Below are 18348 nucleotides of genomic sequence, written 5' to 3'. Positions count from 1 at the left end.
ACAGACAACCGAAGTTCCATTCCTAGAACTTTTGCGTTCGGAAGGCGACGATCCGCAGCGGCACACGGAGGTGCCGAGCGTGCTCAGACCACCGCTGCCGGTCCGCCCATGCGCGCGTTGCGCATCATCCGCGCGGCAAACATCGCGGTGGAATTCCCCCACGGCGTGTAGCGCGGCAGCTGGAACAGATCGGCGCCCGGCAGTGCCACGCCGGGCGCGGTGCTGACCGCCGCCTCGAAGCCAAGATCCCGCAGCATCGCCGCGTGACCCGCGTCGTAATCGCGCGCCGGCCGTCCGTTCGGGTACGCGAAGCTGCGCACCGGCCGCCCCAGCAGCGCCGCGAGGTGATCGCGTCCCGCCTGCACCTGTTCGCGCGCGCCGTCGGGCGACAAGGTCGTCAGCACCGTGTGGTCCACCGTGTGACCGCCGATCTCGTGGCCCGCGTCGGCCAGGTGCTTCAGTTGCGCGTCAGTGAGCATCAGGTCGTCCGGCATCGGACCGACCGGCTGCGCCGCCAGCATCCGGTGGAGTTGCGCCTCGCGCTCGTCCGGCGCCAGGTACTTCAGCTGCACCTGCAGCGCGGACACCGCCTTCAGACGTTCCTCGGTCGTCGCGACCGGATGCACGCCCATCCCGACCGCCGACAGGTCCAGCACCGGTCCCGGCACCAGACGCACGAACTCGACCACCGTGTCGCTGAACATGCGGCCGCCGTTCAGGTAGCCGGTCGCGATGAACACCGTCGCGCGCGCGCCGTGACGCGCCAGGATCGGATGCGCCACCGTCCAGTTGTCCGCATAGCCGTCGTCGAAGGTGATGCACGCCGCGCGCTTCGGCAGGCGCCCCTCGCGCAGCGCGAGCGCCGCGTCGCTCACCGTCATCAGCGTGAAGTGCCGCGCCAGGAACGACACCTGCGCCTCGAAACGCGCCGCGTCGATCTCGCCCGGCCGCATCGCGTCCGGCGCGGGCAGCACGCGGTGGTAGATCAGGATGCTCAGCGCGGGCTCGCCGCGCGGCCAGCCGAGCAGGCTCAGCGACGCCAGCATCAGGTGCCTCCCCAGTACGGCGAGTGCACGTCCCGCGGCGCCTGCCCCGCCGCGACGGCGGCCTGCTTGCGCCCCGCCACCTCCGCGACGACGACGCGGTTCACCACCACCACGATCAGCACGAGGTAGTACGGCAGGTCGAAGTACACCAGGCTCAGGAACGCCCCGCCGGTCGCGTAGCCGATCAGCCCGACCTGGCACATTGCCGACAGGTCCCGCGCCCACTGCAGCTCGGGCAGGTCCTTGGCGGTCCGGATGGTCGCGCTCGCCAGCCGCCAGGTCGTGGCGAAGATGCCGACGAAAATCGCCAGGCCCAGGAAACCGTGCTCCCCCATCGCCTGGAAGTAGATGCTGTGCGCCGTCAGCGGCACCGACGGATCGGGCGCGTACTTCGCGAACACCGCCGGCCCCGCGACCGTGAAGCCGCCGCCGAACGGGAACAGGTCGATCGCCAGCCGCCAGGCCATCTGCCATGCATTGATCCGCCCCATCGCCGACGAGTCCTGGTCATAGGTCTTGATGGTCTCCATCCGGCTGGTCCAGCTCTCCGGCATGAAGACGAAGATCAGCGGCAGCGCCACCAGCACCACCAGGGCCAGCGGCAGCTTGTTGCGGCTCTTCATCCACATGAAGAACGACATCGTCACGATCGCGAGGAAGGCGCCGCGTGACTGCGACCCCACCGCCGACGCCATGCACAGCAGCATGGCCGCGGTGGCCAGGTGGCGTTGCCAGCGCTTGGTGGCCTGCAGCTGCAGGTAGCGGATCAGCGGCACCGTCATGATGGTCGCGAGCGCCAGCGAGTTGTTGTCCTCGATGAACGAGCCCTCCGGCCCCCACACCCGCGCCGAGCCGCCGGACAGCACCGTGAACACGCCGCCCTTGATGCCGTAGTAGCCGATCGAGATCACCAGCACCAGCACCAGCCAGTCCAGGTCGCGCCGCCGCTTCACCACCAGCAGCGACACCAGCACCATCAGCAGCACCTTGAACGCGCGCGACCAGAAGTGCATCTCCTTGTCCGGGTAGAACGAGAACAGCAGCGGCGACACGCCGATCCACAGGATCCAGATCGACAGCAGGATGGTCACCGCATTGACGGGGAACTTCACCAGCTTGTCGCGGTGCACCATCAGGCTCGCGAACAGCGCCAGCGCGATCACCATCGACCACGGCGCGTCGTGCGCAAAGCCGTAGGCCAGGCGGTGCGGGTTCATCACCCCCATCCACACCCAGCCCAGCACGCCCCACATCGGGTCCTTGAAGGTCTTGTAGATCAGGGCCAGGAACAGGCCCAGCATCAGCAGGTCACGCATGGCGCAGCTCCGGCGACCGCCGCGCGGCCAGGATGCGGTGGAACAGGTCGAGCTGGCCCTGCGTCGTCGCGTCCCAGCTGAAACGCTCGGCGTAGCGCCGCGTCGCCGCGCGGTCGCGGGGCGACGCGCGCAGGCGGCGCACGGCCTCGGCCACGCCCGACGCGGTGCGTTCGGGCATCAGCTCGCCCGCTTCGGGGCTGGCCACGACCTCGGGCGTGCCCCAGACGTTGGAGGCCGCCACCGGCGTGCCGCAGGCCATCGCCTCCAGCAGCACGTTGGCCCAGCCTTCGCGGCTCGACGCCAGCACCAGCGCGTCGACACCGACGTAGACCTCGCGCAGCCGCGCCTGCGGCAGCGCGCCGAGGAATCGCACGCGCGACGCCACGCCCAGCGATTCGGCCAGGCGGCGCAACGCGCCCTCCTCCGGACCGGTGCCGGCGATCAGCAGATCGACGTCGGGCAGTTCAGCGAGGGCGCCGATGACCAGCTCATGGCCCTTGCGCTCGATCAGGTGACCGACCGAGGCCAGCGTGAAGCGCCCGGCCGCCAGGCCCAGCGCGGCGCGGGCCTCGTCGCGGCCGGCCGGATGGAAGAGCGTCAGGTCCACGCCGTTGCGCAGGGCGGTCACCTTCGCGGCGTCCGCGCCCAGCGCGACCAGTTCGTCCTTGAGCGCCTCGCACACGGTGATCATCGCGTCGGCCTGCGCCGACGCGCGCAGGATCAGCTTGCGCGGGAAGGCGTGCTGCGGGATCAGGTTGATGTCGGTGCCGCGCGCGGTGATCACCACCGGCTTGTTCAGCGCCCGCGCCACCATCACCGCGGCGACGCCGTCGGGATAGAAGTAGTGCGCGTCGATCAGGTCGAAGTCGTAGCCCGTCGCCTGCAGTTGCCGCGCCGCGCGCAGGAAGGTCCAGGCCAGCGTGTACGGCGCGCTGCTCATGCCGACCTTGGGCAGCCGCACGAAGCGCGGATGCGTGATGTCCAGGCCGTGCCGCGATTCGCGCGCCGGCGTCGCGGCGAACTTGCCGTACTCGCCGAAGCGCTCGCCCTTGAGCGGAAACCACGGCACCGGCGCGATGACGCGGGATTCAGCCTGCCCTGACGCGACCAGGTGACGCAGCCGGGTCTCCACGAAGATGCCGTGGCTGGGCATCACCGCGCTCGGGTACAGCGTCGAGAAGGTCAGCAGCTTCAGCATGGCTCAGGCCTTTGCGTCCTCGGCACGGGACGTCGCCGCGGATGCGGCCTCGACGGCAGGCGTGATGGCGCGCGGGGCAATGGCCGCATGAGCGGCCTGCTGCGCCTCGCGAGCCCCCTGCCCGCTCTTCAATGCCCGGCCCAGCGCCACGACGCGCGCGGCGTTGCCGTGCCAGGTCAGCTGCAGTCGACCAATCGTGGCACGCGCGCCTTCGCCCAGACGTCGGCGCAGCGCCTCGTCCGACGCCAGCCGCGCCAGCAGCGCTTCCAGCGCGCCGGCCTGCGCCGGATCGAAGAGCAAGGCGTTGAGGTCGTCGTCCAGCACTTCCTCGATGTTGGGCTGGTTCGGCGCGACGATGGCCTTGCCCAGCGCCAGGTATTCGAAGAGCTTCAGCGGCGACGCGTAGGCGACCACCGCCGGCTGCAGCGCGATGTCGAAGGCGGCCACGTAGGCGGGTACCGCGTCGCGCGAGACGACGCCGGTGAAGCGCACGCGCTCGCCGAGCTTCAGCTCGCCGGCCAGCGCCTCGAGGTCAGCCCGCGCCGGCCCGTCGCCGACCAGCAGCAGCCGTGCATTGGCGGGCGCCGCGTCCGTCGCCATCCAGCGGATCACGCGGTCCATGCCGTGCCAGTCGCGCACGAAGCCGGTGAATCCCAGCACCAGCGCACCGTCCCAGCCGAGCGTGCGCTTGGCCGCCTCGGACGACGGCGCCGCGTCGAAGTGTTCCTCGTTGATGCCGTTCGGGATCACGACCAGCCGCTCCTGCGGCACGCCGCGCGCGCCGACCATCGCGCCGAGCACCTGGGTCACCGGCAGCACTGCGTCAGCGCCGCGCCAGACGGTGTCCTCGGCCCAGCGCGCGATGCGCGGCAGGGCCAGGCCGCCGAACTTCGCGCGCTCGTCGACCAGCGGCGCGTTCACCTCCAGCAGCAGCGGCACGCGCAGGCGCCGCTTGAGCATCAGCCCGCTGAGCAGGAAGAGGTTGTAGCGCTCGTAGATCAGGTCGGGCTGGAAGTCCCGGGCCGCCGCCGCGAGTCGCCGGTACGCCACCAGCGAGTACGCCAGCTCCAGCAGCTCGTAGACGAACTTGGGCAGCTTCGCGCGCAGGCGATGCACCCAGCCGGTGTCGTCGCCCATCTTCGCCTTGTCCTCGGGCGCCGACTCGCCGCCGGGCGCGACCACGCGCACCTCGTGGCCGAGCGCGCGCAGCGAGCCGATCATCTCCTCGATGTGGACCGCCTGGCCGTCCTTGGACGCGGTGCGATGGTGGTAGAGGATCTTCACGCCGCCTCGCGCATCGAGGTCGCGCCCATCACATTGCGCAGGAAAGCGTCGTACATCAGCAGCGTCCACAGTGGCGTGCTGTGATCGCGGCTGCCGTTCTCATGCTGCTCGACCATCTGGCCGACGGTCTTCAGGTCGAACATGCCGGAATCCGCGAGCGGCCCGCCCAGCAGCGAGTGGCGCACGCGCTGGCGCAGCGGTCCGCGGAACCAGCGCGACAGCGGCACGGCGAAGCCCATCTTGGGCCGGTACAGCACGTCGTTGGGCAGGTGCGGCTCGAGCGTCTTCTTGAACAGGTACTTGCCCTCGCCGCCGCGCAGCTTCAGGTGGGACGGCAGCGTCGCCAGCCACTCGACCAGCGGATGGTCCATCAGCGGCTCTCGCACTTCCAGCGAATGCGCCATCGACGCGCGGTCGACCTTGGTGTTGATGTCGCCGACCAGGTAGGTGTGCGTGTCGATGTACTGGATCATCGCCAGCGGATCGTCGGTGTTGGCGCGTTCGGCGTGCTGCAGGAACAGGTCGCGTGCGTTGTAGCCGCCGAGCTCCGACTTGAAGCGCGCGCTGTACAGCGGCATGCGCTCGTTGTCGCGGATCACGGACATCGTGTGGAAGTAGGCCTCCACCGAGTTGCGCGCCAGCGCCTGGAAGGTCGTCTTCGCGCGGAACACGCGCGGCGCCCAGTCCGCCTTCGGATAGAGCCGGCCCAGCGTGCCGAACAGCGGCTTGCGCAGCCCCAGCGGCAGGCTGGCGCGCATGCGCTCTTCCATCATGTGCAGCTTGTAGCGGCGGTAGCCGCCGAAGCTCTCGTCGCCGCCGTCGCCCGACAGCGCCACCGTCACGTGCTTGCGCGCGAGCTGGCAGACGCGGTAGGTCGGGATCGCGGAGCTGTCGGCATAAGGCTCGTCGTAGAGCCGCGCCAGCGTGTCGATCAGGTCGAAGTCGTCGCTCTGGACGGTCTCGACGTGGTGCTCGGTCTGGTAGCGGTCCGCCACTCTCTGCGCGAACTCGGACTCGTTGTACTGCGGGTCGTCGAACGCGATCGAGCAGGTCTTCACCGGCCCGTTGGTCTCGCCGGCCATCATCGCCACGACCGCGCTCGAGTCCACGCCGCCCGAGAGGAAGGCGCCCAGCGGCACTTCGGCGATCAGGCGCAGCTTGACCGACTCGCGCAGGCGGCGGGTCAGTTCTTCCTGCGCCTGGACCTCGTCGATCTTGCTGTCGGTCGTGAAGCTGACGTCCCAGTAGCGGCGCGGCTGGCCCAGCGGCTCGCCGCGCCGGATCACCAGCGTGTGCGCCGGCGGCAGCTTCAGCGCCTGGCGGAAGATGGTGCGCGGCTCGGCGACGTAACCCAGCGCGAAGTACTCCTCCACCGCCTGCGGGACGATGTCGCGCTTCATGCCCGGATGCGCGAGCAGCGCCTTCAGCTCGGAGCCGAAGACCAGCGTGCCGTCGTCCAGCAGCCCGTAGAACATCGGCTTCACGCCGAGCCGGTCGCGCGCCATGAAGAGCTGGTCGCGCGCCTTGTCCCAGATCACGAACGCGAACATGCCGCGCAGCTTCTGCACGCAGGCCTCGCCCCAGGCGGACCAGGCGTGCACGATGGCCTCGGTGTCGCTCTTCGTCTGGAACTGGTAGCCCAGCGCGGTGAGCTCGTCGGTCAGCTGCTGGTAGTTGTAGATCTCGCCGTTGAAGACGATGCCCACCGAATGGTCCGCGTTGAACAGCGGCTGCTGGCCCGTCGCGATGTCGATGATCGACAGCCGGCGGTGGCCGAAGGCCAGCCCGGGCTGCAGGTGGATCGAGCCTTCGTCGGGGCCGCGGTGGTGCAGCGAGTCGTTGATGCGATGCATCAGCGCGCCATCGAAGTCGCGCCGCCCCCGGGTATCGAAAAGTCCGCTGATTCCGCACATGGTCGTACCCCGTGTCAGTTCTTGTGGCTGGCGGCATTGTGGCCGCGCAGCGTGTCATACAGGCCCTGGTACCGAGCGACCATGGCACGCATGCTGAAATCCTGCTCGACCCGCGCGCGGCCGGCCTCGCCCATCGCCATCGCACCTTCGGGATCGCGCGCCAGGCGCAGCAGCGCCGCGGCCATCGCCGCGGGATCCGCCGCGGGCACCAGCAGCCCGCTGACGTCGCGCGTGACCAGGTCCGCGTTGCCGCCGACCTCGGTCGCGACCACCGGCAGTCCGCTGGCCATCGCCTCGAGGATGGTGTTGGAGATGCCCTCCGCCAGCGACGGCAGCGCGAAGACGTGCAGTCCGCGCATCACCGCCGGCACGTCGGTGCGTTCGCCCGGGAGCCAGGCGAGCTCGCTCAGGCCGGCCTCGTCGAGCAAGACCTGGCACTGCGCCCGCAGCGGCCCGTCGCCGATCAGCACCAGCCGCGCACGCGCGCGCAGGTCCGGCGCCTGGCCGATCAGCGCGATGAAGGCGCGCGTCAGCATCAGTTGGTCCTTCACCGGCGCCATGCGGCCGACGGTGCCGATCAGCCAGTGCGCGGCGGGATCGAAGGGGCAGCCCGGGATGGCCTCGACCTGCTGGCGCTGGAAGCGCAGGGTGTCGACGCCGTTGACGAACTGGCTCACGCGCGCCGGCGGCACGCCGACCGGACCGGTCAGGTAGTCGCCGAGGTCGCGCGAGAGCGCGATGTAGTGCGAGACGAAGGGCTTGTAGAAGCGCCGCACGCGCTGGTAGGCGCGGTTGCGGCCGTCGAGGTCGCCGACGTCGCGGCCGTGCTCGCCGTGGATGCGCACCGGTACGCGCGCGGCCCAGGCCGGCAGCTGGACTTCCAGCGCCGCCAGGTTGCGGCTGTGCACGATGGCCGGCTTGAGCGCGCGGAACAGCCGGTAGAGCCTGGGATAGAGCCAGAAGCCCTGCCCCGGCGGCTTGTCCAGGGCGAAGCACTCGACGTCGTCGCGCTGCAGCCGCTTGCGGAAATCGGTGACTTCGGTGAGGGCGACGATCGCGTGCCGGTAGCGGTCGGCCGGCATGTGGTTGATCAGGTTCACCACGCCGTTCTCGAGACCGCCCGTGTCGAAGCGGTACATCACGTGCAGCACCAGCGGCCGCTCGTCCGCGGCCGCGAGCGCGCGCTCGACGCTCAGGCCGGCGCTCATGTCGGCGCCCCTGGCGACGAGGGCGTCAATGTCGTTGGCGTCGTTGGCGTCGTCGAAGGCGCGCCCCGTGCGCCGCCGTCGCGCACGCGGCGGAGTTCGCCATCGATCGTGCCCCAGTGCTGACGCAGGAAGAGATCCAGCCGCTGCGGCGCCAGCTCGTCAGCCTCGGTATAGACGAGTACCAGGGCCGCGTCGTCGCCGCGGCCCTGGAGCCGCTCCAGCGCGCCGCGCACGCGCGCCTGCCAGGCACTCGTCATCGGCCGGCCGTTGATCCAGTACACGTGCCACACCAGCATCCGCGGCGCGGTCACCGCGTCCAGCGACGAGGCGCGCACCTGTGTGGTCAGCACGGGAACCGGCGCCGCCGAGACGCCGGTGACCGGCGAGAACGCGGCCTGGCCGCGGCCGGTGACGGCCCAGTGCTTGTCCTCGGCGGCCACGACGGCGTTGCTGGAACTGACCAGCTTGCGTTCGTAGTCCTGATCGCGGAAGTACTGCAGGTGCAGCCCGACACGCGGCTTCGCGGCGCCGACCTGGGCCGGGCCGGTGAACTCCTGGTGCAGCGCGGCGTTGGCGCCTTCGAAGTCCGGCACCCAGGCGTCGGACGGGACGGTCTGGTCCGACCAGCCCGGCTCCGCGGACACGGCGGGCAGCGCGGCGATCGGGGCCGAGTGCCCCTGGCGCAGCAGCACGCCGGCGGTGATCGGCAGCGCAATGGCGAGCAGCACGGCGACGGTCGCCAGCCAGGCCGCACCGGTCGCGGCCGGCGCGACATCGCGCGGCGGCGGCACCAGCGGCAACTCGGGCTGCGCCCAGCGTGCGCCGATGAGGAACATCGCCAGCATCACGATGCCGAAGAACAGCCAGCCGTAGATCAGGTGGTCGACGCCGACCGCCAGCGTGTTGCCCGACAGATGGCCGATCATCACGATCAGGTAGGCCCGGGCCCAGTTCGCCACCAGCGGCAGCGCCAGCGCGAAGGCGATGAAGCCCAGCCGACGGCGGTTCGAGTGGTAGCTGATGTAGGCGTACAGCGTGCCCACCATCGCCGACGCGATCAGGTAGCGCACGCCGGAGCAGGCTTCGACGACCGACCACTGGCCGCTCGGAATGATGAACTGCAGGCCTTCCTGGTAGACCGGCAGGCCGCTGAGCCGCAATGCGACGACGGTGAACTTGGCGGTCCAGTCCATCAGCTGCGGCAGCAGGAACTCGCCGACCGGCACGCAGAAGAACAGGAAGCCGAGCGGGAAGACCATCTCGCGCGCGATGCGCCAGCCCAGCACCGCCGGCACCAGCAGCACGAGCATGGCGACGAGCGTGAACTGCGTGACCGCGTTGATCGCGGCGAAGTCGGCGAACAGCCAGACCGCGCCGAGCGCCACCAGCGGCAGCGCCAGCCACGGCACCGGCCGCGGCGTCAGCGGCGCGACCATCCCGCGGCGGCGCCAGGCCAGCCACAGCACGATCGGCGGCACCAGGAAGGCATGCGTGAAGGTGCCGGACCGCCACCAGATCGTGACCATGCCCAGCGCCGTCTGCCGGTACAGCAGCAGCAACGCGACGACGAGCAGCACCAGCACCGCCAGCGGGCGGCGCCAGGCATCGGGGACACCGCGCTGCTGAAGCGCCGACGGGGTGGTGGCGCTCATTGCTGCCCCTCGTCTGCGGCAAGCCGCAGCCGGTCCCCCGCGGGGACGCTGAGCTTGCTTGGGGCGGCCCTGCGCGCGCTCATGCCGCTTGTCCTTGCGGCAGATACCCGTCCAGCTTGGCCAGGTGCGCCTGCCAGCTGAACTGGCGCAGGACGCGTTCGCGCGCCTGCTGGCCGATCGCCTGCGCGCGGGTGGGCGCGCTGAGCAGCGCGTGGACCAGTTCGAGGTAGTCGGCGGCGCTGTCGGCCGAGAGCAGGTCCTGGCCGGCGAGCACGCCGTCGGCGCCCAGCGCCTCGACGCAGCTGCGCGCCGCCACGACGGGCCGGCCCACGGCCATCGCCTCGAGGATCTTGTTCTGCACGCCGCGCGCCAGGCGCAGCGGCGCGACGACAGCCGCCGCGTGCTGCAGGTAGGGCCGCACATCGGGCACCGTGCCGGTCACGCGCACCGCGTCGCCCGCCAGCGCCAGCACCGCGGGCGTCGGCGCGCGGCCGACGATGGTGAAGCGCAACGTCGGCCAGCGTTGGCGCAGCTGCGGCAGCACCTCGGCCGCGAACCACTGCACCGCATCGACGTTGGGCCAGTAGTCCATCGCGCCGGTGAAGACCAGCGGCAGCTCGTCCGCCGCGAAGGGATTCGCCTGCTGCGGCAGCGGGGCGAAGTAGCCGCTGTCGACGCCGTTGCCCAGCGCCTCGACCGGCGCGCCGGTCGCGGACAGGCGCTGGAACAGCGCCTTCTCGCCCTCGGTGACGAAGAACGAGCAGCGGGCCTGTTCCGCGACGCGGCGCTCGTAGGCCAGCAGTTCGCGGCCCTCGCGCCGGTACAGCCACGACATCGGCCAGCGGTTGGCCTTGGCGTAGTCGGTCCACTTGGCCGAGTCCACGTCGACGAAGTCGATCAGCATCGGCACCGGGCCGGCGACGGCCCGCAGCTGCTCGGCGTACTGCGCCATCGTCGACGAGAACACGACGATCGCGTCGAAGCGCTGCGTCTTGGCGATCTGCGCGATCCAGTCACGCATCGCGCGGTGGCGGTAGTACGGCAGGCTCAGCGCCTCGCCGGTCGCCAGGCCGCGCAGGCTGGCCACACGCGCCAGCAGCGGGTTGAGGTCGGCGGCGAAGAGCTGCTCGCACTGCGCCTGCAGCGCGGGCACGTGGGCCCAGTCCTCGGCGTCGTCGACGAAGGTGCCCAGCCAGACCTTGTGATGCGCGGTCAGGTGCTTGAGCAGGTGGTACGAGCGCAGCTTGTCGCCCTTGTTGGGCGGGTACGGCAGCCGGTGGACCAGGTAGAGGATGTTGGCCATGCGTCGTCCTCAGCCCAGGCTGCGCACGATGTGCGGACCGAGCCAGTTGGCGACGGCGATCGGCAGCTTGCGCCAGGCCTTGATCATGAGCTGGTACTTGGCGTTGCTGGGGTTGTTCTGCGGCACGCTGTCACGCCGGTACAGGCAGTACTCGTAGTGCAGCGGCGTCGGCTCGAAGCCCCAGTTCTTCTTGAACGAATAGCTGCCGGTGCCCTGCTTGCTGCGGCCGTAGTCGAAGACCTTGAGCCCGCGGGCGCAGGCGCGACGCATCAGCTCCCAGTACTTGAAGTCGTTGGCGGCCAGGTCGCGCGCGGCGACCGCATCGCCGGCGTAGTACGGCAGCACCTCGTCGCGGAAGTAGAAGCTCAGCACGCCGGAGAGCGGCTGGCCCTGCGGGCTGCTGACGATCAGCACCTCGGCGGCGTCGCCGAATTCGTCCAGCAGCGCCTGGAAGTAGCGCTTGGGCATCGCGGGCGTGCCGTGACGATGGACGTTGTCCGCGTAGAGCGCGAAGAAACGCGACACGTCGCGGTCGATCTCCGCCTTCAATTCGTTCTTGATGCCCTTGCGGACCATGGCGCGCTGCTTGCGCGGGATGGCCAGCATGTTGGCTTCCTCGTCCTCGAGGATCTCCTTGCGGAAGGTCACGTAGAGGTCCTGGTGCGGCCAGTCCTCGTGACGGCGCTGGACGTTGCGGAACTCCAGGTGGTCCGGATCCAGGCTCTTGCACAGGCTTTGCGCCATCTGCTCCAGATGGTCGGCCGCCTCCAGGCTGTCCGCCGCCACGCCGCCGTAGACGGCGAAGGGCAGGCTCACCAGCGCATGGCCGAACAGGCGGCTCTTGACCTGGGCCAACGGCAGCACGCCTTCGATGCGGCCGTCGCGCTCGGCGTAGAGGAAGAAGCACCGGTGCTTGAACTGACGGCTGATGATGCGTTGCCAGCCGGACAGGTGAAAGAAGGTGGCGGTGGCGCAACCGCGGACGAACTCGTCCCAGCGCCGCGCGGTCGCGCTGTCCGCGATGTCGAGTTGACGGACCTCGAGCTGGCCCGCCGCGGCCGCGCCGACGGCGGTCGGCGCGGCCACGTCCGTGGCGACGCCCGGGATCGACGGTGCCGCCGCGCTCATGCCGCCAGCCGGTCCGTGCCGGCCTGCGGCAGGAAGATCTCGTCCATCCGCGCCCAGGCGAAGTCGCCCAGCAGTTGCTCGATGCGCGACTCGGTGCGGCCGATGTTGACGTAATGGCGGAAGCGCGTCTTCGCGTCGATGCCGGGGATGCGTGGCTGTTCCGGATCGATCTCCCACGGGTGGAAGTAGAAGACCGCGCTGCGGCCTTCGATGCGGTTGAAGCGCTCGATCATCCAGCGCGACACGCCGTAGGGCAGCAGCCGGAACCAGCCGCCGCCGCTGCTCGGATAGTTCTTGCCGCGCCAGCGCAGCGTCGTCACCGGCACCTCGATCAGGCCCGGGCGCACCTCGTAGGCGAAGCGCGGCGAATCGGGCATGCCGTAGTGGTCATGTTCGATGGGATAGACGCTGGAGCTGTAGCGGTAGCCGCACTCGGCCAGCACGTCGAAGGCCCAGAGGTTATCCTTGCCGATCGAGAAGCTGGGCGCACGGTAGCCCTTGACCTCGACGCCGCCCAGGTCCTCGAGCAGCGCCTTGGCGTCGCCGACGTCCTTCAGGAAGGCGGCGCGGTCCAGGTCGCTGGCGCGCTCGTGGCCGAAGCCGTGGCTCGCCAGTTCATGCCCGCGCGCGACGATCTCGCGCACGATCTGCGGATAACGCTGCGCGATCCAGCCCAGCGTGAAGAAGGTGGCCTTGACGCTCTTGGCGTCCAGCAGATCGAGGATGCGCGCGATGTTGCGCTCGACGCGGCACTCGCGCGCGTCCCACTCGCCACGGGCGATGTAGGGCGCGAAGGCGGAGACCTGGAAGTAGTCCTCGACGTCGATGCTCATCGCGTTGCGGATCTTGTTCATCGCATCGCTCCCACGAGTTTCTGCAGCAGCGCCAGCGTCTGCTGGTTGATCCGTTCCAGGCGCATCAGGCTGTCCTCGATGCGCTGCAGGCGCGTCTCCTGGCCGTCCAGGTTCAGGCCCGCGAGTCCGTCGGCCAACGCGCCGAGTTCTCCGTTCAGCCCGCCGCCGGCCACGCGCGAACGCAGCCGCGTCAGGTCCAGGTCGACCGCGAGGTCGCCCTCGGACGCATGGCCGTTGATCTCGGACCCATGCACCGCCGGCGCCGGCGCGGACGCCGACTCGGCGGACAGGTCCTGCACGACCTCTTCCACGTCGGCCGCGGTCAGGTGCGGGTTCTCGTGCATGAAGCCCAGCAGCAGCAACCGGTCGCACAGCGTGTTGATGCGGCGCGGAATGCCGTGGCTGGCGCGGTGCAGCGCGGTGAAGGCGTCGGCGTCGAAGCTGGGCTTGTCGGCGGCGCCGGCGCACTTGAGCCGGTGCTCGATGTAGCGCTGCGTGTCTTCCTCGTCGAGCGGACCGATGTGGCAGCTCGCCGCGATGCGCTGGCGGAACTGCTCCATCTCGGGCCGCTGCAGGATGCCGCGGAACTCCGGCTGCCCGACCAGGAAGGTCTGCACCAGCGACTGGTTGCCGAACTGGAAGTTGGACAGCATGCGCAGTTCCTCGACCGCGCGCGCGGTGAGGTTCTGCGCCTCGTCGACGATCAGCAGGCAGCGCTTGCCGCGGCTGGCCTCGCTGACGAAGAAGGCCTCCAGCGCCATCAGCACTTCGCTCTTGGGCAGGTCCTTGACCCGCACGCCGAAGGCGGCGCCGACCAGGCGCAGCGTGTCCTCGGCGTCCAGCTGCGTCGTGACGATGTTGCCGATGACGACGTTGCTGCGGTTCAGGCTGTCCAGCAGCCCGCGCACCAGCGTCGTCTTGCCGGCGCCGATCTCGCCGGTGATGACGATGAAGCCGTCGCTGCGCAGCACCCCGTAGTCGAGGTAGGCCTTGGCGCGGCGATGCTGCTTGCTGCCGAAGTAGAAGCTGGGGTCGGGACTGAGCTGGAACGGCTTGCTGGCCAGCCCGTAGAAGGCCTCGTACATGTCGGTGACTGCTTAAAAGCGCTGGGTCAGCGATGCGTAGATCGCGTGTTCCTGATAGCTGGTGGCGAACAGGCTGGTGTCGTCGAACCTGGTCTGACGCAGGCCGAAGGCCGCGTCGGTGCGCGGGCCCAGCCGGTAGGTGGCGTTGGCGGTCAGCGTGCGCATGTCGTTGCCGCCCACGCCGCCGTCGCCGCGCGAGTTCTGCCGCGAGTAGCTGACGTTGGCGTTGGCCAGCGGAGTGAGCCGATAGCCCACCGACACCGTCGCGCCGCGCTGGCGCACGCGGTCCGTCAGCGACAGGTCGCCGCTGCCCACGCCCAGCGGCGAGTTGATGAGGCGGCGGCTGTTGTTGTCATTGCCGCTGAGCGTGACCGTCATGCGCGGTCCGGTCCAGATCAGCGACAGGTCGCTGCGACGCTGCAGCGACGCGGTGTTGCTCAGGAAGCCGGCGCCGCTGAACGAATTCGGGTCCAGGCCCAGCGCGGCCAGCAGCCCGCGGACGAAGGCGTCGCGCTTGACCGGATCGGGCTCCAGGCTGCCGAACTGCAGATCCAGCAGCTGGTAGTTGGTCGCCTGGGTCGGCGTCTCGCCGGTGCTGACGCTCTGGCTGCTGTTGGCCCGCACCGAGAACTGCGCCATGCGGTGCTCGAAGCTCAGGTTGTGGCTGTTGCCGTAGCTGTGGTGCTGCCAGTCGGCGGCGAACTTGGTCCGCGGGCCCGGCGACCAGCGCAGGTTGGCGCCGTAGACGGAGGTCGTCTCGGGTCCGAAGTAGTCGCTGCGCTCGCGACCGCCGGTGAGGCCGACGCCCCAGTCGACGTCGGGCACCCAGTTCAGCGACGCGATCACGCTGGTGGTGCGGTAGTCGATGCCGGTCTGCTCGAAGTGCATGCGCGACGTCGACGTGTTCAGACCCCAGTTGAGTTCGCGGCCGGCGGGACCGAACAGGTTCAGCGACAACGCGCCTTCCTTGCTGTTGCCGCTGCCGCCGGCGGCACCGGTGCCGCCCTCGCTGGAATCGCGCATCTGGCCCATCGCCCTCAGCTCGAAGCCCGCGAAGCTGCCCAGCCGGCCGCGCCAGTACGGCGAGACCTGCAGCGTGCGCGTCTCCGTGCGATTGGGGTTGTCCAGCGTGCCGTCCGGCGACTGCTGTCCGAAGGCCGAGACCGTCTGCTGGCTGATGTTGCCGGTGACGTCGACGAACAGCGCCGACTGCACCAGTTCCGCCGTGACGCGGGTGCTCAGCTGGTTCTGCAGCCGCGCGTCGCGGTCGCTCTTCGTGTAGACGATGCCGTCGAGCGTGTAGTCGAAGCTGCCGCGGATCGCGCCGGTGGTGCTGGAGATGGTCAGACCGGGCGACACCGTCGTGATGAACGCGCGATCGCGCGAGTTGTCGGGCGACAGCGCCAGGTTGTCGGTCCAGGTCTCGGAGACGCTGACGCGCGGCGTGAACGCGATGCCCTTGCGCGTGCCCGCGGCGCTGGTGCCGTCATCCTGGGCGGCGGCCGGCGTCTGCGCCAGGACCGCGGCCAGACCCATCGCCGCCAGACAGGCGACACGGACCGGGGACAGCGGCCGGCGGCGGAGGTCGTTGGCCCGCGTCATCGTGTCAGGCCCGATCCGGGCCGGCGGCCGTGCTGGGCGCGGCGTCCGGCGCATGGCCCTGCCCATCCGCGCTGCCGTACCCATAACCGTAGCCGTAGCCATAGCCGTACCCATAGCCGTAGCCGCTGCTGCGCTTGTTGCTGGCCTGGTTGAGCAGCAGCATCTTCAGCGGGCAGTGCTCGATCGCAGCGACCGCCTGCTGCACGGCGCTCTGCGGCGTGCGCTCGGCCTGCACGACGATGACGATCTGGCCCATGTGCGTGGCCAGCACCCGGGACTCGGTGGTCAGCAGCAGCGGCGGGCTGTCGAAGATGATGATCCGGTCCGGATAGCGCTTGGCCATGTCGTCCAGCAGCGCGGTCATCGCATCGCTGGCCAGCAGTTCCGTGGCGCGCGCATGCGGGCGGCCGCTGGGCAGCAGCGTCAGCTTGTCGACGTTGGTCTTGAGCAGGACGCTGGCCATGTCGGCCTCCTTCTCCAGCACGTCGAGCAGGCCGGGGCCGGGCGGCAGGCCCAGCATGCGCAGCATCGACGGGCGGGCGACGTCGGCGTCGACCAGCATCACGGTGGAGTCGAACTCGGCCGCGATCGACATGGCCAGGTTCAGCGAGGTGAAGCTCTTGCCCTCGCCGGGCAGCGCGCTGGTCACCATGATCAGGTTGGCGTGATTGAGCGACGAGGCGCCCTTGTTCATCGCGTTGCGGATCAGCGGGCGCTTGATGTTGCGGTACTGGTCCGCCATCACGGTGCGCGGCGCGTTCGGCGTCAGGAAGCCCTGGGCGGCGAGCGCCTCGAGGTCCAGGTCGACGCGCTTGGAGGTCGCGTCGCCAGGGGCGCGGATCACCGCCGGCGCGGCAGCCGGCAGCACCGCCGGTGCGACCGCGGGCGCCACGTGAGGCGCCGGCGACGAGGTCGCGGGCACGGTCGCCGGTGCGGCCGCCGTGGCCAGGCCGACGTCGACGCCGGCCTGCTTCAGTTGTTCCAGCCGCGCGGCGGCTTGTTCGATCAGGCTCGTCATGCGAAAGCTCCCCTCACCCGGCCTGGCGGCTGATCCAGATGGCCATGCCGATCAGGCCGACCGCGTACAGGCTGACCAGGCTGCCCGACGCGACGCCGAAACGCAGCAGGTCCACCTTCTGGCGACGCCGGTCCTCGCGCGTCTCCTGGCGCGACACGGCGCCCAGGATCGGCAGCTCCAGGCGGTGGCGCAGCTCGTTGAGGTCGTGGAAGACCGGACGGATCTGGCTGGCGGCGAAGGCCGTGACCAGGCCGGCCAGCGCCGCCACCACCAGACCGGCGGCCAGCAGCATCAGGCGGTTCGGCGACACCGGCTTGGGCGACGCGCGCGGCGGGTCGATGATGCGGAAATCGGCGACGCCCGAGGTGTTGTCCAGGTCGGTCGACAGCGAGGCCGACTCGCGGCGCTCGACCATCTCCTGGTAGTTCTTCTTGATGATGTCGTAGTCGCGGTTCAGCTGCGAGAACTCCGCCTCCAGTTGGGGCGCCAGCTTGATCGAGCCTTGCGCGGAGGCGTAGCGCGAGCCGTACTCGTCGACGCGGGCGCGGATCTGCGCGACCTCGACTTCCTTGGCCGCCAGGATGCGGGCCAGCTCCTGGTTGGCCAGGCTGTCGTTGGGGCCGCCGGTCGGCACCGGATTGGCCAGCGCGGCCTTCTGCAGGTCGGCGACTTCCTTGCGGCGCTGCTCTTCCAGATCGCGGATCTGGCGCTTGACGTTGACGATGTCCGGGTGCGCGTCGGTGTAGCGCTGCTGCAGCTGGTCCAGGTTGCGCTTGAGCTCGACGATGCGGTTGTCCAGCTCGGGCGTCGCGAACTTCTGCGCGCTCTCCTGCATCAGACTCTGCAGGCTGGTGCCGGGCTGGCTGCGCTTGCGCTCGGCCTCGATCTGCTGGCGCGCGGCGTCGCGGGCGTTGACGGCCTCGCGCAGTTGCAGGCGGGCGGCCTCGAGCTGGTTGCTGGCCTCCGCCAGGCGCGCGGCGGCATCCTTGCCGTCGGCCTGCGTCAGCTGCAGGTTGCGCAGGCGGAATTCCTTGCGGCGCGCCTCGGCCTCCTCCAGCTTGGTCTCGTAGGTCTTGATCTGCTCGTTCAGGAAGGTCGCTGCGGTCGTGCTGTCCTTGCGGTTGGCCCCCAGGCTGGACTCCATGAAGATCGACAGCAGCGAGGCCACGACCTTCTTCGACGTCTCCGGCGACGAATCGCGGTAGGACAGCAGGTACAGGTTGTTGGCCGAGTTGCCGGCGGTCTGGATCGACAGGTTGCGGGTGACGCGGTCGATGAGCGCTTCCTGGTCGGACTTGCTGGTGGCCTTCAGGTCCAGATCGGCCATGCGCACCAGCTTCTCGACGTTGGGGCGGCTGATCAGCGTGCGGCTGAGCATGTTGACCTGCTGCTCGGTGTTGGACAGCACGGCCATGCCGGACATCAGCGGCTTGAGGATCGACTGCGTATCGACGTAGACGCGCGCGCTGGCCTCGTAGCGGTCGGGCACCACGAACACAACGACGGCCGCGGCGATGGCGGCCAGCCACGACGCGATCAGGCCCGGCCAGCGGTAGCGCCACATCCGCTTGAACACGGCCATCAGTTGCGCGATGAGGGAATCCATGCGGCGATCTCGGTTGCACCGGCGGGAGCGCCGGCGGGGCCCGGTTCGGGGCGGGCCGATACTGCGGGAAATGCGGGAAACGATCCGGGGCACGCCCCCTGGCCGACCCCGGCGACCCGGAGGGCCGCGCGCGCG

The 18348-nt window shown here is 70.0% G+C and carries 14 protein-coding genes; all 14 read right to left on the bottom strand.

Annotation, left to right across the window (positions count from 1 at the left end; translation table 11 throughout):
- Nucleotides 1-83: 83 nt before the first annotated feature.
- Complete coding sequence (locus AC07PR_RS08240) at nucleotides 84-1046, bottom strand: polysaccharide deacetylase family protein (RefSeq protein ID WP_495134987.1); 963 nt, start codon at nucleotides 1044-1046, stop codon at nucleotides 84-86.
- Nucleotides 1046-2362, bottom strand: coding sequence for a putative O-glycosylation ligase, exosortase A system-associated (locus tag AC07PR_RS08235; RefSeq protein ID WP_483107079.1), 1317 nt, complete (start codon nucleotides 2360-2362; stop codon nucleotides 1046-1048). The genes AC07PR_RS08240 and AC07PR_RS08235 overlap by 1 nt, the downstream gene beginning before the upstream one ends.
- On the bottom strand, nucleotides 2355-3557 hold the full coding sequence (locus AC07PR_RS08230) for a glycosyltransferase family 4 protein (protein WP_495135298.1): 1203 nt from the start codon (nucleotides 3555-3557) through the stop codon (nucleotides 2355-2357). The genes AC07PR_RS08235 and AC07PR_RS08230 overlap by 8 nt, the downstream gene beginning before the upstream one ends.
- Nucleotides 3558-3563: 6 nt before the next feature.
- Nucleotides 3564-4844, bottom strand: a complete 1281-nt coding sequence (locus AC07PR_RS08225; protein ID WP_495134986.1) for a glycosyltransferase family 4 protein — start codon at nucleotides 4842-4844, stop codon at nucleotides 3564-3566.
- Nucleotides 4841-6757 carry an XrtA/PEP-CTERM system amidotransferase gene (locus tag AC07PR_RS08220; protein WP_495134985.1) on the bottom strand — a complete coding sequence of 639 codons (1917 nt, stop codon included), beginning with the start codon at nucleotides 6755-6757 and terminating at the stop codon, nucleotides 4841-4843. Before AC07PR_RS08220 ends, AC07PR_RS08225 begins: the two co-directional genes overlap by 4 nt.
- Nucleotides 6758-6771: 14 nt before the next feature.
- On the bottom strand, nucleotides 6772-7965 hold the full coding sequence (locus AC07PR_RS08215; protein ID WP_495134984.1) for a TIGR03088 family PEP-CTERM/XrtA system glycosyltransferase: 1194 nt from the start codon (nucleotides 7963-7965) through the stop codon (nucleotides 6772-6774).
- Nucleotides 7962-9617: an exosortase A gene (gene xrtA / locus AC07PR_RS08210; RefSeq protein WP_377153407.1), complete on the bottom strand. Its 1656-nt coding sequence runs from the start codon at nucleotides 9615-9617 to the stop codon at nucleotides 7962-7964. Before xrtA ends, AC07PR_RS08215 begins: the two co-directional genes overlap by 4 nt.
- Before the next feature lie 79 nt (nucleotides 9618-9696).
- Complete coding sequence (locus tag AC07PR_RS08205; protein WP_377153405.1) at nucleotides 9697-10920, bottom strand: TIGR03087 family PEP-CTERM/XrtA system glycosyltransferase; 1224 nt, start codon at nucleotides 10918-10920, stop codon at nucleotides 9697-9699.
- A 9-nt stretch (nucleotides 10921-10929) separates the two neighbouring features.
- On the bottom strand, nucleotides 10930-12048 hold the full coding sequence (locus tag AC07PR_RS08200; RefSeq protein WP_495134983.1) for a FemAB family XrtA/PEP-CTERM system-associated protein: 1119 nt from the start codon (nucleotides 12046-12048) through the stop codon (nucleotides 10930-10932).
- Nucleotides 12045-12902, bottom strand: coding sequence for an XrtA system polysaccharide deacetylase (locus tag AC07PR_RS08195; RefSeq protein WP_483107085.1), 858 nt, complete (start codon nucleotides 12900-12902; stop codon nucleotides 12045-12047). The genes AC07PR_RS08200 and AC07PR_RS08195 overlap by 4 nt, the downstream gene beginning before the upstream one ends.
- The gene (locus AC07PR_RS08190) at nucleotides 12899-13987 is read right to left on the bottom strand and encodes an XrtA/PEP-CTERM system-associated ATPase (RefSeq protein WP_377153398.1); all 1089 of its coding nucleotides are present in this window, start codon (nucleotides 13985-13987) and stop codon (nucleotides 12899-12901) included. The genes AC07PR_RS08195 and AC07PR_RS08190 overlap by 4 nt, the downstream gene beginning before the upstream one ends.
- A gap of 12 nt (nucleotides 13988-13999) precedes the next feature.
- Nucleotides 14000-15589, bottom strand: coding sequence for a TIGR03016 family PEP-CTERM system-associated outer membrane protein (locus AC07PR_RS08185; RefSeq protein WP_495134982.1), 1590 nt, complete (start codon nucleotides 15587-15589; stop codon nucleotides 14000-14002).
- 4 nt (nucleotides 15590-15593) lie between these two features.
- Nucleotides 15594-16607 (bottom strand): XrtA-associated tyrosine autokinase, encoded by a 1014-nt coding sequence (locus tag AC07PR_RS08180; protein WP_495134981.1) that lies wholly within the window; start codon nucleotides 16605-16607, stop codon nucleotides 15594-15596.
- 13 nt (nucleotides 16608-16620) lie between these two features.
- Nucleotides 16621-18213: an XrtA system polysaccharide chain length determinant gene (locus AC07PR_RS08175; protein ID WP_377153392.1), complete on the bottom strand. Its 1593-nt coding sequence runs from the start codon at nucleotides 18211-18213 to the stop codon at nucleotides 16621-16623.
- Nucleotides 18214-18348: the final 135 nt, after the last annotated feature.

It is taken from the genome of Roseateles sp. GW821-FHT09H11, from assembly GCF_059415845.1.
The sequence above is the reverse complement of the archived record's forward strand: the minus strand, read 5'-3'. Positions and strand labels throughout refer to the sequence as shown.